The organism is Sulfuriferula sp. (genome assembly GCF_054605375.1).
Window position 1 is genome coordinate 24,194 of the sequence record NZ_JBTSEG010000002.1, and the last position, 26,163, is coordinate 50,356.

Below are 26,163 nucleotides of genomic sequence, written 5' to 3' on the forward strand. Positions count from 1 at the left end.
TTCACATCCTTTCGTCGTGTATTACGCCTCCGCCAAGGGTGGTCATTTCCGGAGTAACCTGATCGAAACGCAACACTTTGCCGCCATGTTTCTTCGAGAACGTTTGAGCGTCTTCCATGCGGGCAAATGACGCCAATGTGGGCCCCATGCTTCCGGACATGTTGCTGCCGTCAACGTAGTATGCTTTTCTGGCGTCTATCCATTGCCCCAGGGGTGCTTGCCAATTCGCTTTGCCCATGTCCTGAGTGAAGATCGCCTTGATCCTCCTTTGCTGTTCCGGCCTCAGATAAATAGAGAACATTTCCATCGTATCGCAGAAGAAATCCGTTTCTCCGTCCGCGTAATGAATCTGCGCTTTCGGCCCCGGGAAATCCAGAAGCAGCATACCGTCCAGGGCACAGGCGGTCTGGGATGTCGGCATTATCGGTTGAATTGGCTGGTCGGCCTTGTGACAGGCCACCACCGAGAGCACAACGAGAGCCGAAAGTCCGGTTTTGGCCGCGCGACCTAGCCAGCCGACTGAGTTGGTTTTAAGCTTCATTTGAACCTCCAAGCCGCCAAACCCAAGGGAGCGGCAATCCAGAACACCATGATCGAGCCGAGAAGCCAGGGGTCAGACAAGGTTTTAGGGAACACCGTCGCCAGTCCGTAAAACGTTCTCGCTTGTTCGGAACTGAACACATTGAGAATGCGGAACACGTCTGCCGGATTGAGCAACAGCAGAAAGGGAAACGCGTTCCCGCCAGCACCGCCCGCTCCCACCAGAACGCCGAGCAACACCAGGTCATACACCAGTACAAAAAAGAACCACACGCCGATGGCGGCGCCGCTCGCCCGGGCCCTGTCGGTCGCCACTACGGAAGTCAGTACGGCAATGCTGAGAAATGCCATGCCCATCAAGATGGCGCTCAGCACAAAGCCGAAATAATGGTAAAGGCCGGGCAGGTCGAGCTGCTGGTATGACAGCAAGAGCCCGACCAAACCGAACCCCGCCAGGGTGGAAAAAGCCAGCGCTGCGGAAAGGCCGGAAAATTTGCCGAGCAGCAGCTCAAACCGGGTAATCGGCATTGACAGCAGGAGGTCCAGCGATCCGCGCTCGCGCTCGCCGACAATGGCATCGAACCCCAGAATCAATGCGATCAACGGAACAAGATAAATGACCAGGCTCACCAGGCTCGCGATCGTGACCTCGATGCCCATGAAACCCACGCCGCCCTGCTGCGCCGCACCGAAATAGGTAATGGCCAGGGCAAACGCGGCGAATACGACCGCAGTGACAAGCACCCAGCGATTCCGGATACGATCCCAGAATTCCTTGGCGGCGATCGTCGCCACCTGCCGAAAATCGATCCTCACCGCCGCCCCTCCGATAATTCAGGAATCGGTTTGCCCGTTTCCGCTCTTTCATTCCCATAGCCCAGAAACACATCCTCCAGGGTGGGCTCTTCGATCTGGATATCGGCGACTTCCCTCGTGGCGGATGCGAGCACACGCAGTACCGACATTTTTTGCGCCCTGGGGCACTCGACGACCAGCGTGCCCCGGCTGCCGTCGTACACACTCGTCTCTCCCACCTGCTGAAGCAGGCGCCGCAAGGCATCCGCATCGCCGTCGAGCCGGCTGACGCGAAAGCGTAGGGGAAGAGCCATTTGCTCACGCAGGGATTGCAGCGTCCCCATTGCACAAATTTCCCCCATTTTCATAATCGCCAGCCGCTCCACCCGTCCCTGGATTTCGGCCAGAATGTGAGACGTCAGTACCACGGTCACCCCGTGCGCACGCAGCTCCTCCAAGATACGGTAGAACTCCCGGATTCCTTCGGGGTCGAGGCCGTTGGTCGGTTCATCCAGAAACAGTATCTTGGGTTGCCCCAGGAGGGCCTGCGCGAACCCGAGACGCTGACGCATGCCCTTCGAGTATCCGCGCACCAGCCTGCGGGCGGCAGCGCCGAGCCCGACCTTCGCCAGCAAATCCGGGCACGTCGCCCGGTCGGCACGTTTCAAATCGGCGAAGAACCAAAGGGTCTCCAACCCCGTCAAATTGTCGTAAAACACCACGTTCTCGGGTAGATAGCCAAGCGCGCGACGCACCTGCCGGAATGCTTCCCCGCGCGGCCGTTGTCCATCAACGAGAATTTCGCCGGAAGTCGGCGGCTCCAGCCCCAGCATCATTTTGAACAAGGTGCTTTTTCCGGCTCCGTTATGGCCGATGAGCCCGAATATCTCACCCTTTCGCACCGACAAATCGACGCCGTCCACGGCGAGGATATCCCCGAAGCGCTTGGCCGCCTGCCGCAGCTCAATCATCGCGTTTTCTTCCAATCCATTTCCTCCAGTCGGCGTGATACGGTCTCATGCGCGGATGCCGGTCCACGATGCTGGGCGCCCGTAAAACAGGGAATTGGGCTGCCACCAAATGCAGCGTCTGGACGGAAGGGCTATTCAGCAGCAGTTTCATCAGAGGGTATTTCCAGGTCAGGCGGTCGACTACGTCATTGGCCTCGTAGGGGATGTCTCCGATATCATCGCCATTCCGGTCCCATCCGACGTAATTGCTCCAATAATTGCCGTCCCAGTATTCGTCCTTTGCGCCGACATATTTGATCTGGTCTCGATTCCTTATAAAGTCGTTGCCTTCCACTTGGTTGTGGGTCGATCCGGCCCACAGATGCACGCCGATCTGGTTGTCGATGACCAGGTTGTTTTTGATGCTGTTGTATTCCGCGTCATAGATAAAGAACCCCTTAAAATTTCCCGCCACGACGTTGTTCTCGATCACCGAATCCTGCAGGGTGCGCAGCATGATGCCGTGATCGGAATTGCCCCACGCCTTATTGTTCCGTACTACCTGATTGCGCACTTCCATCAGTGCCAGCCCACCCCGGTTTAGATAGGATTCGTTGCCCTCCCAGACGTTATGGTAGGAGTTCATGTAGTGCGTGCCGTAGCGCAAGTGGTGCATTTTGTTTCCCTGGAACAGCGCGTGATGGGAAACATCAACATAAATACCGTCGCGGGTGAAGCCGATGTCATTGCCGATAATCTGCGCGCCCAGCGTGTCATAGAGCTGGATGCCGTTGCCGCGCTGGGATGACAAAAAGTCCCGCTTGCCCGTGATCAGGTTGTTCGTCACCCGAATATCATTGATGCCTTGCAGCCACATGCCGAACAGGGTGTACGCGAGAACATTGTTGCGGATCACGGCCCGGTGAGAGCCGGGTTCCACATAAATGCCGGCGTTCTGAGCGGTTAAATCCGGTCCGCTATCGCGCACGATTAATCCTTCTATGACCACGTCCGGCGCCTTCACACGAATCACGTCGCCAAGGTTTGCGCCGCTTAAAGTGGGCCTTCCGAGACCGCGCAGCGTAATCGGCTTGTCGATCACCACATGCTCCGTATACAGGCCGCGTTCGACACTGACGAGATCGCCCGGCCGAGCCGCCGAAACCGCCGCTGCAATGGATTCGCCGGGACGAACTATGCGCGCGCGCCCGCTCGGTTCAATTGCCCCCATAATTTGAGAACGCTTTCCACAACAGCTTTAGCACCAGGAATATTCCAGCGCCTATCAACAGGTTTTTCGTGGCCACATAAGCGATCAGATCGGGTAGGGTCGCGGGTCTGCGCTGGTTCCCCCACCACGGACCTTCTTTGACCCAGGGCTTGCATCGGCTACGGCACAGCACTTCGTATACACTCCAACCCACCCACCAGGCGATGACAATCGCTGGTCGAATCTGTCCCGTAGCAGCTAGTATCCAAGCGACGGTCACGACTACGGCCAGGCCGATCCCGAGCGCTTGCACCCCTGCCTTCTTGGACAGAAATTTCGGTCCCCACGGAATCAGGTGGTCAATGGCCTCGTCACGTAACCAGCGGAAAATTCCCGTGGGAGCTTCATCGGGTCCACCCTGCTTGTCTGGCTTGTCGCTGCTCCGAGTTTTCATTGATCGACACCCATTGGCTAGGATTGGTTAACGGTTCGCGGTATTTCAATTTCTTTCACCGGCAAGAAATAGCCATTTTTACCGATCGGCGTGAGTGGGACGCCCTGCTTTTGCCTTGTTTTTCGCTCCTTCACCAAAGGCGGGCAGGCCGTGCCGTCGTAATACATCACCATGCAATCCAGGCAGAGCAGGCATTCCCGCTGATCTATCTTGCCCTTGTCATCGATGGCGAGGGAGCCGCAACCGTTCGCGCAGGCATGGCAACTCTGGCACTCCGCCTTGCGCTTGAGCCCGAAAAAACGAAACGTGGATGGAATCGCCAAGCTGGCCCCGAGAGGGCACAAATACTTGCAAAATGGGCGTTCCATGAACAGCGATAGCACCATCAACGCCGACCAGTAGAGCACGAAGGGCCAGGACCTGTTCCACACGCCCACCAGGAACGTGGTCTTGAACGGCTCCACCTCCGCCATTTTTTCTGCCGCCCCCATGGAATAGAAAGACGCCGCTAGCAGCGTCGCAAACACGCCGTATTTCACCCACTTCAGTTTGTCATGCAACGGCTTGCTAAGCTGGAACTGAAAGCGCTTGAGGCCAACCATGCCCGCCAGCTTGTACGCCAGTTCCGTCACGGCACCGTACGGGCACAACCAGCCACAAAACAGCCCGCGTCCCCAGATGAATACGCTGGCGATGATGAACCACCAAAAAATAAAGATGAACGGATCCGACAGGAAAAGCTCCCATTTCCACTGGTACAGCAGCGCGTGGAACCACGTAAGCACTTGGGTAATGCTCGGCTGCGCCATGGCGAAGAACCCGACGAATCCGGCGCTGGCAATCCAGAACAGCGTTTTCGGCAGCGACACCCAGCGCTTGTCTTTATGATTGGCGCGGCGCACCAGTTTGTCGCGCAAGGCATAAACCGCTGCTGCGGCGGCCAGCAACAGAACAAACGCAGCTATCTGGAACCGCTTGGAAAGCCATAGCCGCACCCAGACAGGCTCCGGCGTTTCCACCTTTGGCCTTCCTCCTTCCAGGTATCGCGCCGGAAGCCAGTATTCCTGTTCAAAATTGGCGAAGGTTTTGGTGCCGGTTTCGGTGTCGAGTTTATGTGCGAGAAACACCAGCTTCCAGGGATAGGCGGCACTGAAAGCCGGGCTGCGCAGAATGAAGATGCCTGACTCTGTAAAACGCGGGGCACCCTGGGCGAGAACGCCGTACAAATTCTGGTAATCGCTATCGCGGAATGTGAATGTATCCATTCCCTGCCTGATCTGAATGCGATCGAATATTCCTCCGCGCACGAAGGCCGTGCCCTTGAAGGATGCCGTTCCGTTCCCGATGACGAAGATGGCATGCTCGCCGGGTTTCAGTTCCTCCATTAAGCGCCGATAGTCACTGTCGCCCAGAATGCTGCGCCCGATGCTCGGGACGTTGAGGTAGCCGAAATAGAGGTCGATATAGGGTTGCCCGGTATCTCTTACGCCGATTTCCCCAGGCTGTACCGTCAACCTGCGGATGCTGCCCTGTTTGAGCAGTGTTCCCCAGTCGAGCCGCTCGGCAACGGGCGCCAGTTTTGCCTGTGCTCTCGGGACGGCCTTGATGATGCCAACTTCTCTGGCGACTTCGTAAGCGCTGCGGGAGATCACCTGATTCTCGGTAATGACGGTGACGGTGGCGCCGCTGATGGCATCCAGCCCGATATAGTCGTCCGCTTCGCTTGCCTTGCCAATCTCGAACCGGCTTCCGGCGAATTTTCCTACATATTGCCGGACAAAATCGACCAGCTTTGATTCCGGGATACCCACCAGCAAGATCGGCTCGCTGTGCTTCAGGACTCTCAGTCCGGTAATCACGCCCTGGGTATCCATGCCGATGAGCGTCACGACAGGCTTGCCGGAGTAGGCCGGAATATCCACGATATCGGTCGACAAAAAAACGTAGCCGGCCAGTTTTTTTTGTCCGTCGTGTGTTGTGTAGGCCTCGACATAACTCGGGCTACCCATGCGGTTGGAAAAGCTGTCGGCCTTGATCACGTCTCCACAGGGCGCATAGGTACACATGTCCGCAGCGCTCGAAAGCTGGGGCGGCAGTTCCGTGGAATAGATGGAAGCCCGCGCGCCCGCGCACGCAAACAGCAACGACAGCACCACGAAAAACCAGCTACATCGATGTTTCATCAGAAAATTTTGCCCGTAACAAAAACTGCCCGCCAGAAACTTCACGCCACGCTCCCGTAAGGCAAGCTCACGGGGCTCAGCCAATGTCCAACTGAATCGAAACAAGTTGCAAAAATGCAGCCGGACATTAATCTGGTCGATCGCCCTCCGCGCAATGTGCGAGTTAAGCTTTTTCCACAATCATGCGGCTACGCATTTCCAGGTGGAGGGCATGACAGAAATTACTGCAATAGACCCAACTGACTCCCGGTGTGTCTGCCTTGAAAGTTACCGATTTGGTCTGCTGCGGGTTGACGACAAAATTGATGTCATACATCGGAATCGCGAAGCCATGAGTCAGATCTTCAACCTTATCCAGGTTAGTGAGAATAATCGTAACCTCGTCACCTTGTCTGACGGTAAACTCCCGCAGTCCAAACGCCGGAGCCTGGGAAGTCAGGTGTATCGTAACTTTCCTGCCTTTGCGCTCCACGCGGCAGTCCTTCGCATCCTTTACCGCGAGCGGATGCTCGTTCAGGTCATTGATCTGGCGGGTCCTGATCTTGTCGCGCTTCACTATGATGGCGTCGTGAGGTTCCGGGTCGACGGAGTGGTCGGCGATCAGGTGCATCTTGTCGCCTCTTATATCGATCATCTGATCCTGATCCGGGTGCCTTGGCCCCACTGGCAGGAAGCGGTCCTTGGTGAATTTGTTGTCGGAGACAAAAAATTTGCCGTCCGCTTCCTTCGTCTCGCCCATCGAGGTAAAGCCGTGCCCCGGCTGGTAATGCACGTCAATGCGGTCCAGTATGGGGTCCACCTGCTTGTCGCCCTTGAACTGAGCGATTGATTTATCGATATTCCATTTGACAACCTGACTATCCAGAAAGAGCGTTGTATAGGCATTGCCTCTGCCATCGAACGCGGTATGCAGGGGCCCCAGGCCGATCTCCGGTTCCGCCACCACAGTGTCGCGAGGCGCCTTCAATTCTCCGTTGAACCATTTATGAACCAGGCCAAGGTCGATGACCGTGGCGGTGGGCGAGAGCTTGCCGGCACAGACGAAATATTTCCCGTCTGGCGAAGTATTGACCCCGTGGGGGTTTTTTGGAACCGGCACATAGCAGGTGAGTGCCGTCTTCGGATCCTTGTTTGCATCCTTGGTGCCATCCACAACCGGCACCTTCGAGTCCCCGATGGTGAAGTGCTTGCCTGCCTTGACCGCCGCTTCGATGCGGGCGATGTTGAACAGCACGCAGGCATCCCGCTCAGCGGACATCATGTCCTCGTAATGTACGCCGTTCTCGGTGTTGTACTGGTTGGATCCGGCCAGCGTGCCATCATAGGAGGTCGCGACCAGATCCAGGTTGCCGTCGACCTTGCACTGCCAGCGGACGTTCATGCTCTCGGCGTCGACGCAGGTAAAAACACAGTAATATTTTTTCGGATCGTTTTCATCCCGTCCGTCGTTGGGCTGCGGGATGTGGAACTCCTGGCCGCAAAATATCCTCGTGGTGTGATTGATCTTGGGGTCAACCGGGTCGCGCTTGTCGGGGAAAATGCCGTGGAATCCCTGGACGTTGGGAATATCGATGATCTTGTCGCACACCATATAATCCAGCCGGATTCGCGCCAGACGACTATTGATCTTGTCGTTCGTCCACAGGTATTTCCCGTCGTAGGTGCCGTCGGTATAGGAGCCGTGCACATGGTGGGTATCTCCGGTGGTGGATTTCAGACTGCCGTCCGCCTTGGTGCCGATGATTGCCCTGGATTCGTTGGTGATCCCCCAGCCGCTCTCGCAGTCCCGGTTGAAAATAGGGATCCGTTTAATGAGCCGGCCGGAAGGAAGGCCGTAGACGCGTGCTTCGCCGGAATGGCCGCCGCTGTTAAACATGTAATACTCGTCGAGTTGCCCAGGCGGGACTTCAAACTCTCCGTAAGTCGCGGCTGACGACACCTTGGTCGAAGCTTCGCCGGCCTTGCCGGCACCGGGTTGCGTGACGCTTTCTCCTGCTTTTTTACACGACGACAATCCAACCGACAGCCCGGTGCCGGCAAGGCCGGCCAATGCGGCCGTATTCAGGAACTTGCGCCTGCCTGCATCCTGAAGCTCTGTTATTCCCCTGTCTTTCCAGTCACTGGAAGTCATTTTTTTTACTCCTCGGTTAAAGACCCTTGCGCCCTAGATTATCAAATCAGCCGCAGCATCATGCGGTTGCTGCGTCATTTGGTCGCAGAATGAGTACAATATTAGAGGTTGCAGATATTTTGTTTCTTGATCTGTATCAAGGAAGATCAAGAAAATTGCGCCGCATTGAAAATATCCGGCGGAAGATGTTCGGTTTGGAAATGAAATAGTCGGGCAGCGGCGATCAGGATTGACTTCAGGCCAGCAAAACCAGGCAATGCTCAGGGCATAATCGCGGACAAAAATCCGGAGTCCGTATGCATACCCTCATGCGCCCGTTGCAGGACGCGGACCCCGCCCAGACGCCGACAGGGCAACTCAGCGACGCCGGTAATCCAATATGCCCGGCTCCGGTCTCGTCAATCAAAAGACCGGTGAGGACGCGCGTCAATTTATGGAATATCCGGGTTAGCCATAGGCGCGCAAGCGCTCGATATCCAGAACCGCAACCTGCTTGCCCTCAACGCGAATCAAACCGGCTGCGCTGAGATCGTGCAATATCCGGGAAAGTGTCTCCGGCGAGATGTTCAGGCGCGAGGCAATAATCAGCTTGCTTGCCGGGAAGCGGAAGCGAAAGGCATCCCCTTTTGAAGAAGGGTCCTGATCGTTCTGAAGCAGATAACCGATCACTCGTTGCACGCCCGAACGCAGGGAATAGGCTTCCACATCCCGTACCAGGGTATGAAGCCGCATGCTCAGTCCGGCCAGCATTTTACGAGAAAGCCCGGGGTTCCGTTCAATTTGGTCAAGTACAGCCTCCTTTCCGACATGAATCAGCAGTGAATCGGCAAGCGCTTGCGCAAATACCAGATAAGGCTTATCCAGAAACATGACGGCCTCTCCAAAGCTGTCCCCCGGCCCCATCAGATTCACAACTTTTTCCATGCCATGAGGCGATGTAAAGGCCAGCTTTATCTGGCCGTGTACAACGACAAAGAAGCCATTGGAGGCATCCCCGCTATGGAACAGGATTTCACCGCGAGCTGCCTTCAGCACTCTCGACCCTGATGTGATGCATTCTATTTCCGCTGGCTGCAACGCGCTGAACAGAGGCACATTTGCCAGTAAAGAATGTATTTTTGAATTTTCCGTGGTCATGCTCCTCGATACGGGTTCAGTCAGAAAAATGCATGGAATCAATCGCGCACCGCCTGAGCGCGATCCGGCGGCCTCTCACACCGGAAATCCACCCCGCTCAGCATCTCACAAGTGATATCACAACATCAAACGAAACGCCGTTTGCCTCCATGGGCGCGCACTATTTCGCCAAGCTTTCGATTCAATTGATGAAGGCCGGTAGGGTAAATGCCATGTTTTTTTAACGGCCTCTTGGCACAAAGCAGTAATGTGGCAAAATAGCTTCAAAATTTACCGGACAACGGCATGTCTGGAATTGTGGAGGTAACGCGAGATGGACAAGCATAACCAAACCGTGCAGGTGAATGGCAGGGCAATTCCAACGGATTCCGAAGGCTATCTTCATAATCTGGGCGACTGGTCCGAGGATTTTGCATGCGCCCTGGCAGACCAGGAAGGGCTGGTCCTCACCGAGCGGCACTGGGAGGTGATCCGCTTTTTACGGACCTATTTCCATGAGCATGACGTGCAGGCCCAGGTACGGATCATGGTGAAACATTTCAGCGAAAAATGGGGAGCCGAGCCGGGCAGCAACCGGCATTTGCATGATATGTTCCCCAGAGGCGGCCCCCAGAAGCAGGGCAATCGCCTGGCCGGGTTGCTGCGCACCAAGGGTGAGCACTGACAGTCACAGCAGCCGCACCTGATTCCAGGCAGCGAAGTGTATACTTGATACGGATATGAAGATCGTGAATTCCTATCCCGTTAGGGGCGGGTGACCCGCCGTCTTAGAGGTACCTAATAAATGCTGGAGACCAATTTGTCCCATTTTTATATTAAAGGCCGGCGTTTGCTGCCCATCGTGCAAGGCGGCATGGGCGTGGGTATATCCGCGCACCGGCTGGCGGGTGCGGTGGCGCGGCTGGGTGCGATCGGCACCATTGCCAGCATCGACTTGCGCCATCATCACCCCGACCTGCTCGCGCAGAGCAAGCACTGCCGCGACAAGGCGGCGCTGGACCAGCTCAATCTGCTCGCCCTGGATCGGGAAATCAAAGCCGCCCTCGACACGGCGGGCGGCGCAGGCCTCGTGGCGGTCAACGCCATGAAAGCCGTGGCCGAGCACCCCGCCCTGGTGCGCCAGGCATGCGCGAGCGGAGCACAAGCCATCGTCATGGGCGCCGGCCTGCCGCTGGATCTGCCTGAACTGGCCGAAGGTTTCCCCGAAGTGGCGTTGATCCCCATCCTGTCCGATGCGCGTGGAATCGGCATTGTGCTGAAGAAATGGATGCGCAAGCATCGCCTGCCCGACGCCATCGTGATCGAACACCCACGCTATGCCGGCGGCCACCTTGGCGCTCCCAAACCGGAGGACATCAACGACCCCCGCTTCGATTTCCCCGGGATTCTGGACAGCGTATTCCAGCTGTTCAAGGAACTGGGCATCGAACGCGAACAGATCCCGCTGATCCCGGCCGGCGGCATCAACACCCACGAAAAGATTCGCGACCTGCTCGCACTCGGTGCCAGCGCGGTGCAGATCGGCACCCCGTTCGCAGTGACCGAGGAGGGTGACGCCCACCCCAACTTCAAAAAAGTGCTGGCGGAAGCCAGGCCGGAAGACATCGTCACGTTCATGAGCGTCGCCGGCCTGCCTGCGCGCGCCGTGCGCACACCGTGGCTAACCAATTACCTGCGCCGGGAAAGCAAACTGCAGGGCTGCGCCAAAAGCCATCCGGAGCGCTGCGCATCCGGCTTGCATTGCCTGACCCAGTGCGGGCTGCGCGACGGCATCGCGAAAGCCGGGCAATTCTGCATCGATTCACAGTTGGCTGCCGCGTTGCGCGGCGATATCGGCAAGGGCCTGTTCTTCAGGGGCTCGGAAAGCCTGCCGTTCGGTGCGGCCATCCGGCCGGTGCGGGAATTGCTGGAATACCTGCTGAATGGCAGGATGCCCGCGCTTTCATAAACGCGCAAACTTCAGATACAGCCGCGTTGCGGTGAACAGGTTCAGCCACAGCAGGCAAGAGGCGAAGCCCAACGTCAGCGCGGCCGGGTAAATCAGCACAGGCCATGCACTGCTACCGAGCAGCAATAGCAGTGTTGCCAGGTGCGCTTGCATCTGACGCCGCGCCGTGGGGCCGGAGATGATCTGTTTCATGTTGGGAACCGTACTGCCCTTGGGCAGACGGCCTTGCAGATGAAACCAGATCAGGAACGGCACAATCTTGTACAGCATGCCGCTGGCTACCGACACCGCAAAACCAAACATGAACAGCACACCCAAAACGATAGGGTAACGCGAATCTGCCGCGATTCCGGTCACCAGTTGAGCGCTCGCCCAGAGCGCAACGGCGGTGAGCAGGCTGAGCATGCCAATGCGCCAGAATTGCTGGGTGACATCGACTATTCTGCGCCGTCTTTTTGCCTGCAAATACAAGGTAGCGCCCGCAAACACTGCGAATCCGATGGCTATACCGCCCGCAGCGAGCGAGCCGCCCCATGACGCCAGCAGCGGGGCTGTCAGCGACGTCAGGGATCCCGCGCACAGCAACAAAAACACCGAGCCGCCGAGCCATCGGGTAAGTCGGGCAGGGTAGGCCGGCGTCAACTGGAACATGGGCACCACCTGGTACGCCACACCCATGACCAGCAGGCCGACCCAGCCCGGCAGACCCCACGCCACATGCAATCTGACGAGTTCCTGCGCCGGGAGATGGAAGTAACCGCTCAGCGTACCGGCAAGCGCAATGCCCAGCCCAACGGTGAGCATCAGGGCGATGCCGGCAAAACGCATGGCGTGTATTGTGGCATGGCGCACTCGTGAAGCGGCGAGGCTGTAAGCGGCCGCGATCAGGAATACGCCAAGCGCAAACGCCAGCAGGAAAATGGCAGCATCGAGCAGGCCGGTTTGCGAAAAAAACAGGCCGGACGCCAGCATTGCCGTGCCTGCAACCAATGGAACATGCACCATCCAGGCTACCCGCCGCGGTTGCGGCATAGGCGAATCCGCCAGCACCGGGAGCATTTGCATCAGTGCACCGATCATGGTCATGGACAGGAAACCCAGTGTGACCAGATGCGTCAGCGCAAGTAGGGCGGGCGTCCAGCGCGACACCAGCGCCTGTGGGCCGGAAACCAGCAATATCAGGGCTGCCAGCAATAGAAACAGGGGTGCGCTGAGAAAGAATCTGAAAGGAACCGAAATCGGTGGCGCCTGCTGCAGGGACAGGCTGGAAATGGGCGCATTCACCGCCAGATGATTATTTCAAGATGTCCGTCCGCAAAGGTTTCGGTACGGTACTGATAGCCATCTTCCTGCAATAGGCCGTACAGCGGAAAAGGCTCGCGGTTGAGCAGCATGCGCAGGCTGTCTCCGCTCGGCAGGGTTTCCAGTGCGATCAGCACCTTCACCAGCGGCTCGGGTGGATCCAGGCCGCGCACATCCAGGGTTATTTCACCCGCCATGACGCCTTACCCGGCGCTGCCGGGAGCCTCTTTCATCTGCTGGAGCAATTCCGCCACCCTGACGCCGAGCGCCTGGTCCGACATCGGATAAAGTACCTGTTCCTCCTTGAGATTATGCTGCTGGAGCATGATCAGCAGGGTTTCGGAAAGCCCCGCATATTCATCCGCATCCTGCGCTGCAACGGCAGCGGCCATGTGTGTAAACAGATCGCGCATTTGTTCATGTTCCATGCGCATCATCCGCGTGGGGCCCATGGTGTTTCCCGTTTCGCGTTCGAATGCAGGGAACAGCACCTGCTCCTCCATCCCGAAGTGATGGGCCATGGCGGAGTGGAACTGTTCAAAACTCGCAGTTGTGGCAGGCCAGTCCTGCCTTGCCGCGAATTCCTCCGCCATAGCAAAATAGTCATCGCACTGGCGATGATCCGAAGCGAGATAGTTGCTGATTGTTTCCACGGCATACTCCTTGTCTTTGTGTCCGTTTAAGTGCTGTTTGCGGAGTGCAAGTATGCAAGTTTCTGAACGCGAAGCACCTTGACTTATATCAAGGTTTCCTTGATTGCCGTTCACAATGATTTTTCAGACCGGGCACGGAGCACGTACGGAAACCAGGCTGCCCGCAGCGGCAGGTGTCTCGTCAGCCGGGCTTGCCGTCGGCGCGTGGCCGCCAGTAATTGGGAATGTAGCGTATTGCCCACGGAACGAAGCAGGCCAGCCAGACCAAGCCTGCCAGCAGATACAAATCCGGCGCCAACCGGGCGGCTGCGGGGACGATGTCGGCCAGCGCCCGGATCAGTGCCGAGCCTTGAAATCCGATAAACAGCAGCCAGGTGAGCCGGTCCAGCACCAGCGGCCGGCCGGCATGGCCGAGCGTGACGCGCGAGACCATGCCCAGCACCATGCTGGCGAAATAGCCGATGGTTAGCGCGTGCAGCGGTGCCAGGCCGAACCACGCCAGCTCGCCTCCACTCGCAAACAGCGCCAGGCTCTGCGCACCGAACAGCAGCATGGCCAGACCCAGCCAGGCAAACGCGATATGCAGTACCGCCAGCAGGCTGACGCGGAAACTGCGCAGCAATCCCCAGGTGAAAGACAGATACAGCGCGCAAGCGGCCAGCGGCAGGTCGGCCAGCCACAGGTAGGCGTGCGCTTCCCACAGCAGCAATATCCCATGTCCCGCTGTACAGGCGAGCATCAGCCAGAGTATCCAGTACGGCCTGACCACCACGTAGTTTTCCAGCACCCGGCTGGAAAAGAACGGGATCATGCGATGGCTCACGGTCATGACAATCGGCAGCAGGCAAAACCAGATGCCGGCAGCGAGGGAGAAGTCCAGCAGCAGGGCTTGCCCGGTCAGCAGCCACAGCAGATAGGCAGCCATCCCCAGCCAGCCGAATACCAGCGCTGCGCTGGTCACGGCCGGATGGCGCTTGTCCTGGCGCGGGGCATCGAACATTACGCGCAACAACGCATACACTGCCGCGCCCCATCCGGCCAGCATCACCGCCACGCCCGCAGCAGCGAGCGGTTTTCCCAGCGCCAGGCCGAGGTAAAACAGCGCGACGCCTGCTGCCATCAGCAGGCTGGCGCTGAGTGCGCGGCGCGGCGGAATTTTCACCGCATTCATCCAGCTGGGGTAGGTGGTGAACAGAAAGCCGAAAATAAAGAACGGAAAAAAACCATATATCATCAAGAAGGCATGCGCCCACACCGGCGTTATGTGCCATGCCGTCGCGCTGCCGGCAATGCCGTAACGCCCGGCCAGATCGCACACCCACCACAGCATTGCCGCCACCCCTTGCAGCGTTCCCGCCAGGAACATGCTGCGGTGGGGCGCGGCCGCAGTCTGCCGCCAGACTGATAAAGGCTTGTTCATATTCATAGTGTTTTTCCTTGCTGGCGCCGGTCGCCTTGGGGAAATCGAAACCGGCTTTAGCCATTTTTAGCATGCTAGCGCGAGCGGTGCACTCAAAACTTGATCTATATCAATTTGGCGTTTCGGCAGTTGGCGTATTCTGATGTCATTAATTACCGATAGGAATACGGCTCCCCGCTTTACAGGGTGAAGATGATGGCGCTTTCGGACTACATCCACACCTTCGGACAGTTCATGCTGCGGCGCCATGGCCAGCGGGTGCACAAGATCGCGCTTGACGCCGGTTTTACCTGCCCCAACCGGGACGGCAGCAAAGGCATCGGCGGCTGCACATTCTGCAATAACGCCTCGTTCAGTCCCAACGGCCGTAATGCGCCTTCCATTGCCAGCCAGCTTGCTTCCGGGCGGCGCGCAATTGCCAGGCGTACCCGTGCGCGGCGCTTCATTGCCTATTTTCAAGCCTACACCAATACCTACGCCAGCGTGCAGCAGCTGGACGCGCTGTATCGGGAAGCCCTGTCCGAGCCGGACGTGATCGGCCTGGCGGTGGGCACGCGCCCGGATTGTGTGCCGGATGCAGTGCTCGATCTGCTCGCCGGTTACCGTGCAGAGGGGATGGAGGTGTGGCTGGAACTGGGGCTGCAATCCGCGTTTGACGAAACGCTTGCGCGCGTCAATCGCGGGCACGGTCTGGCGGAATACCAGACCGCCGTGGTAGCCGCCAGACGACGCGGCATTCCGGTGTGTGCCCACCTTATCCTCGGCCTGCCTGGCGAAAGCGACGCGCACTACCACGCCAGCCTTGATACGGTGCTGGCGCTGGGCGTGGACGGCCTGAAGCTGCATCCATTGCACGTGGTGAAAGGCACCCTGCTGGCGAACCAGTGGCGACGCGGCGAATATTCGCCCCTCGCCATGGGCGACTACCTGCGCATTGCCGCCGATCTGATCGAGCGCACGCCGGCGCACATCGTGTTCCACCGGGTAACCGGCACGGCGGCGAAGGATATTCTGCTGGCGCCAGTCTGGTGCTCGCAGAAATGGAATGTGCTGAACGGCATCGAAGGCGAACTGCGCCGGCGCAACCACCGCCAGGGCGAGTTCGCGCAGGATCCACACTATGCAAAGGAATGGGCTTATGTCGCCTGAAGCGAAGCTGGACCTGGTATGTCCGGCAGGCAGTCTGACTGCATTGAAAGCCGCAGTGGATAACGGCGCCGATTGCGTTTACATCGGCTTCCGCGATGGTACCAACGCGCGCAACTTCGCCGGTCTGAATTTCGACGCCAGCGCCGCCCGCGAGGGCATACGTTTTGCCCATGCGGCCGGGGCAAAAGTCCTGGTGGCGCTGAACACTTACCCGCAAACCGGGAATTGGCAACGCTGGCAAGATGCGGTGGATCAGGCCGCCGGCCTGGGGGTGGATGCGATCATTCTGGCTGATCTGGGATTGATGCAATACGCCGCCGAGCATCATCCGCAGCTGCGCCGGCATTTGTCGGTGCAGGGTTCCGCAACCAACTACGAGGCGATCAATTTTTACCAGGAGCAGTTCGGCATCAGCCGCGCCGTGCTGCCGCGCGTGCTTTCCATGGCGCAGGTTGAACAGCTGCGCCAACATACCTCGGTGGAAATCGAAGTATTCGGTTTTGGCAGCCTGTGCGTCATGGTGGAAGGGCGTTGCACGCTGTCGTCTTATGTCACCGGGGAGTCGCCCAACACCTGCGGCGTGTGTTCTCCCGCCAAGGCGGTGCGCTGGAAACAAACCGCGCAAGGCCTGGAATCCCGGCTCAATGGCGTATTGATAGACCGTTATGCCGATACTGAAAATGCCGGTTACCCGACCTTGTGCAAGGGGCGTTTCAAGGTGGGCGAGGAAACCTATTACGCCATTGAGGAACCAGCCAGCCTCAACACGCTGGAGCTGTTGCCGGAGCTGATGCGCATCGGCATCGCCGCCATCAAAATCGAGGGGCGGCAGCGCAGTCCGGCCTACGTCGCGCAAGTAACGCGGGTGTGGCGCGATGCGATTGATGCCTGCCAGCGCGAGCCGCACAACTACGTTGTGAAAGCGGCATGGATGGCCGAACTGAATAAAGTGGCCGAAGGGCAGCAACACACACTGGGCGCCTATCACAGACCATGGAAATAATTCAGTTTCCAAATAAAACGTGCACTTTGTCGGTGTCGCTTGCCGTACAAGTGTACTGTCTGCGCTCCGCCTTCGCGTTCACATTTGATTTGAAAACGGAATAGGATAATGAAACTCGCACTCGGGCCGGTTTTATATTATTGGGCACGCGATACGCTGCTGGATTTTTACGAGGAAATTGCCGCCACGCCGGTGGATATCGTGTATCTGGGCGAAACCGTGTGCTCCCGGCGCCACAACCTGCGCTTGCAGGATTGGCTGGACGTTGCCGCGAAGCTGGCTGACGCGGGCAAGCAGGTGGTGCTTTCCACGCAGGTGTTGATTGAATCCGAATCGGACTTGAAAAGCCTGCGCAACATTGCGGATAACGGCAGTTTTATGGTGGAAGCAAACGACATGGGCGCGGTGCACCTGCTGGCCGGCAAGATGCCGTTTGTCGCCGGGCCGCATCTCAATGTTTACAATGACCGCAGCCTGAGTCTCCTGGCCACGCTGGGCGCACAGCGCTGGGTAACGCCGCCGGAAATGTCGGGCGCCATGCTCGCCCCGATACAGCGCATGCGCCCTGCCGGGATGGAAACGGAAATATTCGCCTACGGCAGATTGCCGCTGGCTTTTTCGGCACGCTGTTTTACCGCGCGCGCCCATAACCTGCCCAAGGACGATTGCCAGTTCCGCTGCCTGGATTATCCCAACGGGTTATCCATGCGCACTCGCGAAGACCAGCCTTTTCTGGTGTTGAACGGCATTCAGACGCAATCCGCGCGCACCTATAACCTGATCGGCGAGCTGGATACCCTGCGCAGCATGGGCGTGGACATGCTGCGCATCAGTCCGCAGATTGCCCACAGCGCGAAAATCATCAGCTTGTTCCGTACCTGCATGGATCAGCCATGCACGCCACACAGCGCATTGCTGCAAATGGATAAACTCATGCCGGATGGCATGTGCGACGGTTACTGGCGAGGTAGCGCCGGGCTGGAGCAGAGTCATATATCGAGCAAAACATGAGCACCGCGATGGAGCAGGGCGAACGATTCAACAGCTACAGCCATCTCATAGGCGCGGCGCTTGCGGCTGGCGGTGCGGTCGTGCTCATCGTGCTGGCGGCGGGACAGGGTAATCCGTGGAAGATCGTCAGCTTCAGCGTTTATGGCGCGATGCTGCTGTTGCTGTATCTGTTTTCCACCCTGTATCACAGCTTGCGAGGCAGAGCCAAGGATGTGTTTCGCAAGCTGGATCATTATGCGATCTACCTGCTGATTGCCGGCACCTACACACCGTTTACCCTGGTAACGCTGCATGGGGCCTGGAGGTGGTCGCTGTTTGGCGTGATCTGGGGTATGGCGGTGCTGGGAATTGTGGTGGACTCATTGCCTTGGGGAAAACGCAGAATTCTGCCGGTGGTGATTTATCTAGCCATGGGATGGCTCGCCTTGATTGCCCTGAAGCCATTGTTGAATGCCCTGCCACATGCCGGCTTCGCGTGGCTGCTGGCGGGCGGTGTGTTCTACACCGTGGGCATTATTTTTTACGCGCTGGAACGGTGGATAAAGCATGGGCACGGTATCTGGCATGTGTTCGTGCTGGCCGGTAGTGCCTGCCATTATTTCGCCATACTTTTCTATGTAGCATGAAAGTGATTGAACTTCCCATGATTAGGGTACTGGACAGCGGCTTGCAGAGCGGGCCCGCGAATAACGCTATCGACCGGCATTACCTGGATTTGCATGCGCAAGGCGCTTGCCCGGATCAGTTGCGGTTTTATCGTAGCTTGCCGAGCGCAAGTGTGGGGCGCCACCAGATTATCGACCGTGAACTGCGCATCGATTACTGTCGCAGCAATGACATTGCGCTGGTGCGGCGGCTCAGCGGCGGCGGCGCGATTTATCTGGATCCCCGGCAATTGGGCTGGTCGCTGATTCTGAAGCGGCCACACACCTGGCGTCAGCTTGGTCTTGAACAATTGCTTGCGCTGTTTTCCAGAGCATTGTCGGAAGGATTGAAGCGCCTGGGCATTGGTGCGCGCTACACCTATCCGAACGACCTGGAAATCGAAGGGCGCAAAATTGCCACTCTGTTTGCCGCCTGCGAAGCAGAATCCTTGCTGTTGCAAGGCACATTGCTGCTGGATGCCGATATTCGAACCATGCTCGAAGCGTTGCGTGTGCCCACCGAGAAATTGTCCCCTGACGGGCTGTCCGCTGCGCGTGAACGCTTGGTCACCGTCAAGGAGTGTTTGGGGAAAATTCCTGATTTGGAAAAAATCCAGGCGGCCATAATCAACGGTTTATCGACAGGGCTGAGACTGCAATTCGGCGGCAGGACGAAGGGCAGCGGAGCGCACACGCCATCATGCAATGCCTTGGCGGAGGAAAACGCCGCAGCCCATCAGCTTGATTGGCGGGGAGACCGGACCTCCGCACTGGAATCGCTGTGGAAAACGCCGGGTGGAACACTGCGCGCGCGCGCCGTTTTTGATGGAGAAGACAAGCGGATTGAATGGATAGAAATTGGCGGTGATATCCACCTTGATCCCGGCGATTTGTTGTGCAAATTACAGCGTGCGCTGCAAGGTTTGCCGATAGCGCATGCGCACCAGCGCATCATGGATTTTTTCCGCGAGAACGGTGTGGATACGCCGGGACTTGGCGCGCAAGATGTGGTGCGGCTATTACATATCCTGCTGGACAAGCTGTCCCTGCACCGCGACGTGCAACTCAGCAGCAAGCAGCTTAATGCCCTGATGATATACAGCCCGCAAGCAGTAAGCGCGCGGCAGATTTTGAACCAGGCAAGTGTCATGCTGGTGCCGTACTGCGCAAAACCGGCCTGGTGCAAGTGGCGCACACGCGATGGCTGCACCGAATGTGGGCTGTGCGAGGTCGGGGAGGCTTATCGCCTGGCGCGGGAGCGCGGCATGCAGGTGACCACAGTTACCCACTATGAACATCTTGTAGCAACGCTTTCTGATATGAAGGCACGTGACGTCGGGGCCTACATCGGCATGTGTTGCAGCAGTTTTTTTATCAAGCGCCACCGTGCATTTCTGCAGGCAGGCATGCCCGCGCTGCTGATGGATATCAGCGGTTCAAACTGCTACGAGTTAAAACAGGAAGAGCTGGCCTATGCCGGCCAGTTTCAGGCACAGGCGCATCTGGATACGGAAGTATTGCATCAGGTGATTAAATTCGTGCCCCGCACGGGGTGAAAGGGTGAGGCGACGGCCAACATGAAACAACAAAATTCTGTTTTACCCGCAGCGATTGCCGGCGCGTTTGCGCTACTGCCGCCTGCACCGCATTCGGTATTGCTGGCGGCGGGCCTGAATCGGGTGCTGGGGCGCAGCATCCAGCCGAAACAGCTGTTGCCGTTGCAGGATAAATCGGTGTGCATCCGGGTGACAGACGCCAGGCTGCCTTTCTTTCTCGGCGCCGATCATCGCGGCTTTGTCGCGCGGCGCTTCAGCCAGACACCGGATTTGACCATCGGCGCGTGCGCGCGCGATTTTCTCAGGCTCGCCTTGCGCGCGGAAGACCCCGACACGCTGTTCTTCGGACGGCGCCTGTATATGGAAGGCGACACCGAGCTTGGCTTGCTGATTAAGAATCTTCTGGATTCGGTGGCGCCGGCGCAGTTATTCATGCTGCGTTTGCTGCCGGGTAGCGTGCGGGCAAAAATCAGGGAAAGGCTGTTATCGTGAAGGCACGGGAAATAATGGTCGATTTATGCGGCATCGCGGCGAGCAGACTGCAAACCGCCGCGCTTCCCGCCGTCAAGAATCTGCAACGGGGTGAAACCGTGCGCTTGCTGCTTGAAGAGGAGCCGTCGCTGATGCTGCAAAGCCTGAACCTGCAATTGCGCCATCATCTGAGCTGGCAGATCAGCACGGAAGGAACGGACAAGTGGCGGGTGCTGATTCGCCATCGCGAAGATGTCGCGCCGCGTGATCTGATGGATATCCTCAGCCGCGATCACCAGCGCCTGGACAAATTGTTTGGCTTGTCATTGCAGTTGGTGAATGCGGGCAAGGTAAGCGAAGCGGCGCCGCTTGTCATGGAATTCGCAGCCGGTTTGAAACGCCATATTCAGACCGAAAACAACATTCTGGCACCCAGCTTCCATATACCTGATCCCGAACCGGTTGCCATCATGCTGCGCGAGCATGACGATATTCTTGCCCAGACGGCGAATATCGAATCCCTGTTTGCGGGCGAGGAACCGCTACAAGCCTGGGAGGTATCGCCTTTCCTGGCGATTCTGTCCGGCGTACTGGCCAAACATGAACACCGCGAAGAGCAGAACCTGTTCCCGCAATGGGACATCGCCTTGCGCATGGCGGCACCGGAAGACAGACAGGCGCTGCTGACGCGCGTACAGCAAAGCTTGTCAAACATGCAGCAATAACCGGCATCCGGGCGTGGAGTTTGTGCAAAAATTTCCCGGCTGCCCCGCCTCGTACTTGCGTCTCAGGTTGAATGAAATAACGATACCAACTTAAAGCCATCATGGCCTTGACATAACCACAATATGGCGTATGTTTACTTAACTACAGCACAACATATTGTGTTGTCGTCGTTTTTATAAATACCGTATGCGGCGTATTGTGCAACCGGCTATGCAAAGGAGAAATCATGGCAAGCCATGCAGCAGAACATCCGGGCAGTGTGCTCGTTTCCTTACCTTCCGCAGTCATCAAGCGCGATGGCGCCCGCGCAGCCTTCGATGCCGGCAAGATTCGTTCCGCCATTCAGCGCGCCGGCCAGGCCAGCGGCGAATTCGACGCCAGCGAAGCAGGGCTGCTTACCGCCCAGGTGGTCAAGGTGCTGATCCACAAATTCCATGGTGACCCACCGGCCATCGAAAGCGTCCAGGACGTGGTGGAACAGGTGCTGATTTCCGCCAACCATCTCAACACCGCGCGCGCCTACATCGTCTACCGCGAGCAGCACAAGAAACTGCGCCAGGACCGCACCACCCTGGTGGATGTGGCGACTTCCGTCAACGAATACCTGGAGCAGCAGGACTGGCGCGTGAATGCCAACGCCAACCAGGGCTATAGCCTGGGCGGGCTGATTCTCAACGTGTCCGGCAAAGTGGTGGCCAATTACTGGCTGAGCCACGTTTACCCGCCGGAGGTGGGGCAGGCGCACCGCGATGGCGACATTCATGTGCATGACCTGGACATGCTGGCCGGCTACTGTGCCGGCTGGTCGCTGCGCACCCTGCTCAACGAGGGCCTCAACGGCGTGCCCGGCAAGGTGGAGGCGGGGCCGCCCAAGCATATGTCGAGCGCGGTGGGGCAGATCGTCAACTTTCTTGGCACCCTGCAAAACGAATGGGCCGGTGCCCAGGCATTCAGTTCCTTCGACACCTACATGGCGCCGTTTATCCGCAACGACAATCTGCCCTATGACGAGGTCAAGCAGTGCATCCAGGAGCTGATTTACAACCTCAACGTGCCGTCGCGCTGGGGCACGCAGACGCCGTTCACCAACCTCACCTTCGACTGGACCTGCCCGGACGACCTCAAGGAGCAGGTGCCCGTTATCGGCGGGCGCGAGATGCCTTTTACCTACGGCGATCTCCAGTCCGAGATGGACATGATCAACCGCGCCTACATTGAGGTAATGACCACCGGCGACGCCAAGGGACGGGTGTTCACTTTTCCCATTCCCACCTACAACATCACGCCCGAGTTTCCGTGGGACAGCGAGAATGCCGGGCTGCTGTTCGAGATGACGGCGAAATACGGCCTGCCGTATTTCCAGAACTTCATCAATTCAGAGCTCAAACCGAACATGGTGCGCTCCATGTGCTGCCGTCTGCAGCTCGACCTGCGCGAGCTGCTCAAGCGCGGCAACGGCCTGTTTGGCAGCGCCGAGCAGACCGGTTCGATAGGCGTGGTCACCATCAATTGCGCCCGCCTGGGTTATCTCCATAAAGGCGACGAAGCGGCCCTGCATGCCCGTCTCGACGAGCTGCTGGAAATCGGCAAGAACAGCCTGGAAATCAAGCGCAAGGTGATCCAGCGCCACATGGACGCGGGCCTGTTCCCCTATACCAAACGCTACCTGGGCACGCTGCGCAATCATTTCTCCACCCTCGGCGTGAATGGCATCAACGAGATGATCCGCAATTTCAGCGACGGCGCCGACGACATCACCACAGACTGGGGATACCAGTTCGCACTGCGCCTGCTCGATCACGTGCGCGCCCGGATGCTGAGCTTCCAGGACGAAACCGGGCACATGTACAACCTGGAAGCGACGCCGGCGGAAGGCACCACCTATCGCTTCGCCAAGGAGGACCGCAAGCGCTTCCCGGGCATCCTCCAGGCGGGGACGAAGGACATGCCTTATTACACCAATTCCTCGCAACTGCCGGTGGGGTTTACCGACGACCCGTTCGAGGCGCTGGAACGGCAGGAGGCATTGCAGAAGAAATACACCGGCGGCACTGTGCTGCATCTGTACATGACGGAACGCCTGTCCAGCGCCCAGGCCTGCAAGACCCTGGTAAAACGTGCGCTGGAGCGCTTCGGACTGCCCTACATCACGGTGACGCCGACTTTCTCGATTTGCCCGAAGCACGGTTATCTGGAAGGCGAATACAAGTTCTGCCCGAAATGCGATCAGGAAAAGATCGCGGAAAAACAGCGCTGCATGGCAGCGTGATTGCAAACACCCAAACCAGAAAAGGAGCGCATCATGACCGATCTATCCAGTCAGTCCAAACTGAACGCCGACATCTTTGTTTTGCAGGATGAGGAACGCCAGCCCTGCGAAGTATGGACGCGGGTGATGGGATACCACCGCCCGGTGGCGTCCTTCAATATCGGCAAGAAGGGCGAGCACCACGAGCGCAAATTTTTCCAGGAGCGCTGCGCCCAACTCGAGCGCTAACCGCCATGCTGCGTATTGGCGGTCTTACGCCTTATTCCGCCACCGATTATCCGGGCTGTTTTTCGGCGGTGGTGTTCTGCCAGGGCTGCCCATGGCACTGCCACTATTGTCACAATCCGCATCTGCTGGCGGCGGGCGCACCCCCTGCCATGGCGTGGGACGAGGTGGTGGATTTTCTCGGGCGGCGACGCGGTCTGCTGGATGCGGTCGTGTTCAGCGGCGGTGAGCCGACGCTGCAGGACGGGCTGGCCGAAGCGGCGCGAGCGGTGAAGGCGCTGGGGTTCAAGGTGGGTTTGCATACGGCCGGCATGTACCCGGAACGGCTGCGCGAACTGCTCCCATTGTTCAATTGGGTGGGCATGGATATCAAGGCGCCGTTTGCCGATTATGAGCAGATCACCGGTGTAGCTGGCAGTGGTGCGAAAGCCAGGAATAGTGCGCGCTGGATTCTGGATAGCGGCGTCGATTACGAGTTTCGCACCACGGTGCATTCAGCGTTGCTGAGCCGGGAAGCGCTGGCCGCCTTGGGCCGTGAACTGGCCGCAATGGGCGCGCAGCATTACGTACTGCAGGAATTCAGGCAACAGGGATGTGCCGAGCCCTTGCCCCCGACCGCTCCAGCCTACCTGCGCTGCGGCACGGTGGAACGCATGAGCCAGCAATTCCGGCAATTTTCCGTGCGCAAGGCTTAACCGGTGTTGCTTCGGTTTGCGTACTGTTGCCATGTGTTGCCCACCTTCACCAGTGTGAATGAATTGTGAACAGCAACAAGAAAGGGAGTAGAGGTTGGGGTGGATGATGGGGCTCGAACCCACGACAACCGGAATAATAATTCTTATTCTAGAATAATATGTTATTGATAACTAATGATATTTAAGTGAATTTAAGCAGGGGTGAATATATAATAATCAATATGTTATCGTAATGTAGCGAACCTTTCCTAAGCTGGTCGGAGTACTGATGCCGTACCGAAATTGCGGAACGAATTATTGTGCATGAAAATTTATATCCACTGACCCAAGAAGGTCCGCTAGTCGGCCTTATGTGAAGCTTTTACCCCGGAATTCTGGTAAATTTTGCACGTTGTTTTACAGCATGTCGGAAAGGGAATCAATTATGCGTGCGCGTTTCTGTTCCGAGCTTGATGCACGGCAAGCGGGTATGTGCTTGCCCTGATACCCGCACCTGAGCTTTGGATAGCCCCGCGCTGATGGCAGCAGCTGGCCGGATACCGGCCGGAATGATTCAAGCTTGGGTCGGGACCGGAAATTCTGCACAATAGCTTCTTTATCGATTTACCAGCACTTAACAGGGACCATGCGCGCGTTAGCGGCGTGGGGAGTACATGATTGTTCCAAATATTGTGCCGACGCAGGATCCTGTGCTGTCGGTGGCCCTCGATGCGGCCATTAATAACAAAACCAAACCGCCTGGCAGCCTGGGTATTCTGGAAGCTATCGCCAGACAGATAGGGCTGATCCAGAAAACCACGCAACCACACCTGATCCAGCCTTCGATCCTGGTATTCGCAGGGGATCATGGTATCGTCGCAGAAAATATTTCCGCTTATCCGCAGAGCGTTACCTGGCAGATGGTAGAAAACTTTCTGGCGCAAGGCGCGGCGATCAATGTGTTCGCGCGCCAGCAGCAATGCGCATTGCATGTCATTGATGCCGGTGTGAATCATGATTTCGGAACGCGTCCGGGTTTGATTGACAGGAAAATTGGCCCCGGCACGCGCAATTTTGCCCAGGCGCCGGCAATGACAGCCGAAGAATGTGCCGCAGCCATGCGGCACGGCATGGCGCTGGTGGCCGCGCTCGATGGCAATGTGATCGGTTTCGGTGAAATGGGCATTGGCAACACGACTGCTGCTGCGGCGATCATGCATAAGGCGACAGGGATACCCGTCGCTGATTGTGTCGGTGCCGGAACAGGGCTGTCTGTCGACGGTGTAAGACACAAGCAACGCGTGATCGAACGGGCTGTCGCGCATCACCTTGCGGTGATTGCGCCGCTGGATATTCTGTCCACGTTCGGTGGATTCGAAATTGCCATGATGGTCGGCGCAATGCTGAAAGCGGCCGAGCGGCGCATGGTGCTGTTAATCGATGGTTTTATCGTGACCAGTGCGCTATTGCTGGCGTCGCGACTGCAACCCGCCATTCTCGATTACTGTATTTTTTCCCATTGCTCGGATGAAAACGGGCATAGGCAAATGCTGCGCTTTCTAGACGCGCGCCCCTTGCTGCAGCTCGGCTTGCGGTTGGGGGAGGGCACCGGCTGCGCGTTGGCGCTGCCGCTGGTGCAGGCTGCCGTGAATTTTCTGTGCGAGATGGCGACATTCGAGTCCGCCCAGGTCAGTGAGAAGGTCGAATAGACC

At 57.9% G+C, this 26,163-nt stretch carries 25 protein-coding genes; 13 read left to right on the plus strand and 12 right to left on the minus strand.

What is annotated here, in order from left to right:
• Position 1 precedes the first annotated feature (1 nt).
• The 8 genes from ACYCZJ_RS01710 to ACYCZJ_RS01745 form a co-directional block, all read right to left on the minus strand.
• The gene (locus ACYCZJ_RS01710; RefSeq protein ID WP_461552499.1) at positions 2-541 is read right to left on the minus strand and encodes a nitrous oxide reductase accessory protein NosL; all 540 of its coding nucleotides are present in this window, start codon (positions 539-541) and stop codon (positions 2-4) included.
• Positions 538-1,356 carry an ABC transporter permease gene (locus ACYCZJ_RS01715; RefSeq protein WP_461552500.1) on the minus strand — a complete coding sequence of 273 codons (819 nt, stop codon included), beginning with the start codon at positions 1,354-1,356 and terminating at the stop codon, positions 538-540. The genes ACYCZJ_RS01710 and ACYCZJ_RS01715 overlap by 4 nt, the downstream gene beginning before the upstream one ends.
• On the minus strand, positions 1,353-2,321 hold the full coding sequence (locus ACYCZJ_RS01720; protein ID WP_461552501.1) for an ABC transporter ATP-binding protein: 969 nt from the start codon (positions 2,319-2,321) through the stop codon (positions 1,353-1,355). The genes ACYCZJ_RS01715 and ACYCZJ_RS01720 overlap by 4 nt, the downstream gene beginning before the upstream one ends.
• Entirely contained in the window at positions 2,299-3,516 is a 1,218-nt protein-coding gene (locus ACYCZJ_RS01725) for a nitrous oxide reductase family maturation protein NosD (protein ID WP_461552502.1), read from the minus strand. Before ACYCZJ_RS01725 ends, ACYCZJ_RS01720 begins: the two co-directional genes overlap by 23 nt.
• Positions 3,503-3,949 carry a transcription regulator gene (locus ACYCZJ_RS01730; RefSeq protein ID WP_461552503.1) on the minus strand — a complete coding sequence of 149 codons (447 nt, stop codon included), beginning with the start codon at positions 3,947-3,949 and terminating at the stop codon, positions 3,503-3,505. The genes ACYCZJ_RS01725 and ACYCZJ_RS01730 overlap by 14 nt, the downstream gene beginning before the upstream one ends.
• Before the next feature lie 17 nt (positions 3,950-3,966).
• Positions 3,967-6,132 (minus strand): 4Fe-4S binding protein, encoded by a 2,166-nt coding sequence (locus ACYCZJ_RS01735; RefSeq protein WP_461552504.1) that lies wholly within the window; start codon positions 6,130-6,132, stop codon positions 3,967-3,969.
• 163 nt (positions 6,133-6,295) lie between these two features.
• The gene (gene nosZ / locus ACYCZJ_RS01740; RefSeq protein ID WP_461552505.1) at positions 6,296-8,263 is read right to left on the minus strand and encodes a TAT-dependent nitrous-oxide reductase; all 1,968 of its coding nucleotides are present in this window, start codon (positions 8,261-8,263) and stop codon (positions 6,296-6,298) included.
• 447 nt (positions 8,264-8,710) lie between these two features.
• Complete coding sequence (locus tag ACYCZJ_RS01745; RefSeq protein ID WP_461552506.1) at positions 8,711-9,298, minus strand: Crp/Fnr family transcriptional regulator; 588 nt, start codon at positions 9,296-9,298, stop codon at positions 8,711-8,713.
• Positions 9,299-9,713: 415 nt separating this feature from the next.
• On the opposite strand from ACYCZJ_RS01745, the gene ACYCZJ_RS01750 reads away from it, so the two are divergent.
• Positions 9,714-10,064, plus strand: coding sequence for a TusE/DsrC/DsvC family sulfur relay protein (locus tag ACYCZJ_RS01750; RefSeq protein WP_461552507.1), 351 nt, complete (start codon positions 9,714-9,716; stop codon positions 10,062-10,064).
• Positions 10,065-10,199: 135 nt separating this feature from the next.
• Positions 10,200-11,348, plus strand: a complete 1,149-nt coding sequence (locus ACYCZJ_RS01755) for an NAD(P)H-dependent flavin oxidoreductase (RefSeq protein ID WP_461552508.1) — start codon at positions 10,200-10,202, stop codon at positions 11,346-11,348.
• Here ACYCZJ_RS01755 and ACYCZJ_RS01760 read toward each other — a convergent pair.
• From ACYCZJ_RS01760 to ACYCZJ_RS01775, 4 genes are all read right to left on the minus strand, one after another.
• Positions 11,343-12,632 carry a hypothetical protein gene (locus tag ACYCZJ_RS01760; protein ID WP_461552509.1) on the minus strand — a complete coding sequence of 430 codons (1,290 nt, stop codon included), beginning with the start codon at positions 12,630-12,632 and terminating at the stop codon, positions 11,343-11,345. The two genes, ACYCZJ_RS01755 and ACYCZJ_RS01760, sit on opposite strands and share 6 nt — an antisense overlap.
• Positions 12,629-12,847, minus strand: coding sequence for a DUF2249 domain-containing protein (locus ACYCZJ_RS01765; RefSeq protein ID WP_461552510.1), 219 nt, complete (start codon positions 12,845-12,847; stop codon positions 12,629-12,631). The genes ACYCZJ_RS01760 and ACYCZJ_RS01765 overlap by 4 nt, the downstream gene beginning before the upstream one ends.
• 6 nt (positions 12,848-12,853) lie before the next feature.
• Positions 12,854-13,417: a hemerythrin domain-containing protein gene (locus ACYCZJ_RS01770; protein ID WP_461552511.1), complete on the minus strand. Its 564-nt coding sequence runs from the start codon at positions 13,415-13,417 to the stop codon at positions 12,854-12,856.
• Between the two features lie 67 nt (positions 13,418-13,484).
• On the minus strand, positions 13,485-14,729 hold the full coding sequence (locus ACYCZJ_RS01775; RefSeq protein ID WP_461552512.1) for an NnrS family protein: 1,245 nt from the start codon (positions 14,727-14,729) through the stop codon (positions 13,485-13,487).
• A gap of 186 nt (positions 14,730-14,915) precedes the next feature.
• Here ACYCZJ_RS01775 and mnmL point away from each other — a divergent pair, with 186 nt between their 5' ends.
• From mnmL to cobT, 11 genes are all read left to right on the plus strand, one after another.
• On the plus strand, positions 14,916-15,872 hold the full coding sequence (gene mnmL / locus ACYCZJ_RS01780) for a tRNA modification radical SAM protein MnmL/YtqA (protein WP_461552513.1): 957 nt from the start codon (positions 14,916-14,918) through the stop codon (positions 15,870-15,872).
• Positions 15,862-16,875: a ubiquinone anaerobic biosynthesis protein UbiU gene (gene ubiU / locus ACYCZJ_RS01785; RefSeq protein ID WP_461552514.1), complete on the plus strand. Its 1,014-nt coding sequence runs from the start codon at positions 15,862-15,864 to the stop codon at positions 16,873-16,875. Before mnmL ends, ubiU begins: the two co-directional genes overlap by 11 nt.
• Before the next feature lie 108 nt (positions 16,876-16,983).
• Positions 16,984-17,886 carry a ubiquinone anaerobic biosynthesis protein UbiV gene (gene ubiV, locus ACYCZJ_RS01790; RefSeq protein ID WP_461552515.1) on the plus strand — a complete coding sequence of 301 codons (903 nt, stop codon included), beginning with the start codon at positions 16,984-16,986 and terminating at the stop codon, positions 17,884-17,886.
• On the plus strand, positions 17,883-18,512 hold the full coding sequence (trhA, locus tag ACYCZJ_RS01795; protein WP_461552516.1) for a PAQR family membrane homeostasis protein TrhA: 630 nt from the start codon (positions 17,883-17,885) through the stop codon (positions 18,510-18,512). Before ubiV ends, trhA begins: the two co-directional genes overlap by 4 nt.
• Positions 18,513-18,529: 17 nt before the next feature.
• A complete protein-coding gene (locus ACYCZJ_RS01800; protein ID WP_461552517.1) occupies positions 18,530-20,086 on the plus strand; it encodes a lipoate--protein ligase family protein in 1,557 nt (518 codons plus the stop codon).
• Positions 20,087-20,107: 21 nt separating this feature from the next.
• Positions 20,108-20,578, plus strand: a complete 471-nt coding sequence (ubiT, locus tag ACYCZJ_RS01805; RefSeq protein WP_461552518.1) for a ubiquinone anaerobic biosynthesis accessory factor UbiT — start codon at positions 20,108-20,110, stop codon at positions 20,576-20,578.
• A 14-nt stretch (positions 20,579-20,592) separates the two neighbouring features.
• On the plus strand, positions 20,593-21,282 hold the full coding sequence (locus tag ACYCZJ_RS01810) for a hemerythrin domain-containing protein (protein WP_461552519.1): 690 nt from the start codon (positions 20,593-20,595) through the stop codon (positions 21,280-21,282).
• Between the two features lie 227 nt (positions 21,283-21,509).
• Positions 21,510-23,552, plus strand: coding sequence for a ribonucleoside triphosphate reductase (locus ACYCZJ_RS01815; RefSeq protein ID WP_461552520.1), 2,043 nt, complete (start codon positions 21,510-21,512; stop codon positions 23,550-23,552).
• A gap of 33 nt (positions 23,553-23,585) precedes the next feature.
• Positions 23,586-23,780: an anaerobic ribonucleoside-triphosphate reductase gene (gene nrdD / locus ACYCZJ_RS01820; RefSeq protein ID WP_461552521.1), complete on the plus strand. Its 195-nt coding sequence runs from the start codon at positions 23,586-23,588 to the stop codon at positions 23,778-23,780.
• Positions 23,781-23,785: 5 nt separating this feature from the next.
• Positions 23,786-24,472: an anaerobic ribonucleoside-triphosphate reductase activating protein gene (locus ACYCZJ_RS01825; protein ID WP_461552522.1), complete on the plus strand. Its 687-nt coding sequence runs from the start codon at positions 23,786-23,788 to the stop codon at positions 24,470-24,472.
• Positions 24,473-25,125: 653 nt separating this feature from the next.
• On the plus strand, positions 25,126-26,160 hold the full coding sequence (gene cobT / locus ACYCZJ_RS01830; RefSeq protein ID WP_461552523.1) for a nicotinate-nucleotide--dimethylbenzimidazole phosphoribosyltransferase: 1,035 nt from the start codon (positions 25,126-25,128) through the stop codon (positions 26,158-26,160).
• The last annotated feature ends 3 nt before the right edge of the window (positions 26,161-26,163 follow it).

Coding starts and splice junctions, on each gene's coding strand:
- ACYCZJ_RS01710 (WP_461552499.1), bottom strand. CDS start 541: ATGAAGCTTAAAACCAACTCAGTCGGCTGGCTAGGTCGCGCGGCCAAA.
- ACYCZJ_RS01725 (WP_461552502.1), bottom strand. CDS start 3,516: ATGGGGGCAATTGAACCGAGCGGGCGCGCGCGCATAGTTCGTCCCGGC.
- ACYCZJ_RS01730 (WP_461552503.1), bottom strand. CDS start 3,949: ATGAAAACTCGGAGCAGCGACAAGCCAGACAAGCAGGGTGGACCCGAT.
- ACYCZJ_RS01735 (WP_461552504.1), bottom strand. CDS start 6,132: ATGAAACATCGATGTAGCTGGTTTTTCGTGGTGCTGTCGTTGCTGTTT.
- nosZ (WP_461552505.1), bottom strand. CDS start 8,263: ATGACTTCCAGTGACTGGAAAGACAGGGGAATAACAGAGCTTCAGGAT.
- ACYCZJ_RS01750 (WP_461552507.1), top strand. CDS start 9,714: ATGGACAAGCATAACCAAACCGTGCAGGTGAATGGCAGGGCAATTCCA.
- ACYCZJ_RS01765 (WP_461552510.1), bottom strand. CDS start 12,847: ATGGCGGGTGAAATAACCCTGGATGTGCGCGGCCTGGATCCACCCGAG.
- ACYCZJ_RS01775 (WP_461552512.1), bottom strand. CDS start 14,729: ATGAATATGAACAAGCCTTTATCAGTCTGGCGGCAGACTGCGGCCGCG.
- mnmL (WP_461552513.1), top strand. CDS start 14,916: ATGATGGCGCTTTCGGACTACATCCACACCTTCGGACAGTTCATGCTG.
- ubiU (WP_461552514.1), top strand. CDS start 15,862: ATGTCGCCTGAAGCGAAGCTGGACCTGGTATGTCCGGCAGGCAGTCTG.
- ubiV (WP_461552515.1), top strand. CDS start 16,984: ATGAAACTCGCACTCGGGCCGGTTTTATATTATTGGGCACGCGATACG.
- trhA (WP_461552516.1), top strand. CDS start 17,883: ATGAGCACCGCGATGGAGCAGGGCGAACGATTCAACAGCTACAGCCAT.
- ACYCZJ_RS01800 (WP_461552517.1), top strand. CDS start 18,530: ATGATTAGGGTACTGGACAGCGGCTTGCAGAGCGGGCCCGCGAATAAC.
- ubiT (WP_461552518.1), top strand. CDS start 20,108: ATGAAACAACAAAATTCTGTTTTACCCGCAGCGATTGCCGGCGCGTTT.
- ACYCZJ_RS01810 (WP_461552519.1), top strand. CDS start 20,593: ATGGTCGATTTATGCGGCATCGCGGCGAGCAGACTGCAAACCGCCGCG.
- ACYCZJ_RS01815 (WP_461552520.1), top strand. CDS start 21,510: ATGGCAAGCCATGCAGCAGAACATCCGGGCAGTGTGCTCGTTTCCTTA.
- nrdD (WP_461552521.1), top strand. CDS start 23,586: ATGACCGATCTATCCAGTCAGTCCAAACTGAACGCCGACATCTTTGTT.
- ACYCZJ_RS01825 (WP_461552522.1), top strand. CDS start 23,786: ATGCTGCGTATTGGCGGTCTTACGCCTTATTCCGCCACCGATTATCCG.
- cobT (WP_461552523.1), top strand. CDS start 25,126: ATGATTGTTCCAAATATTGTGCCGACGCAGGATCCTGTGCTGTCGGTG.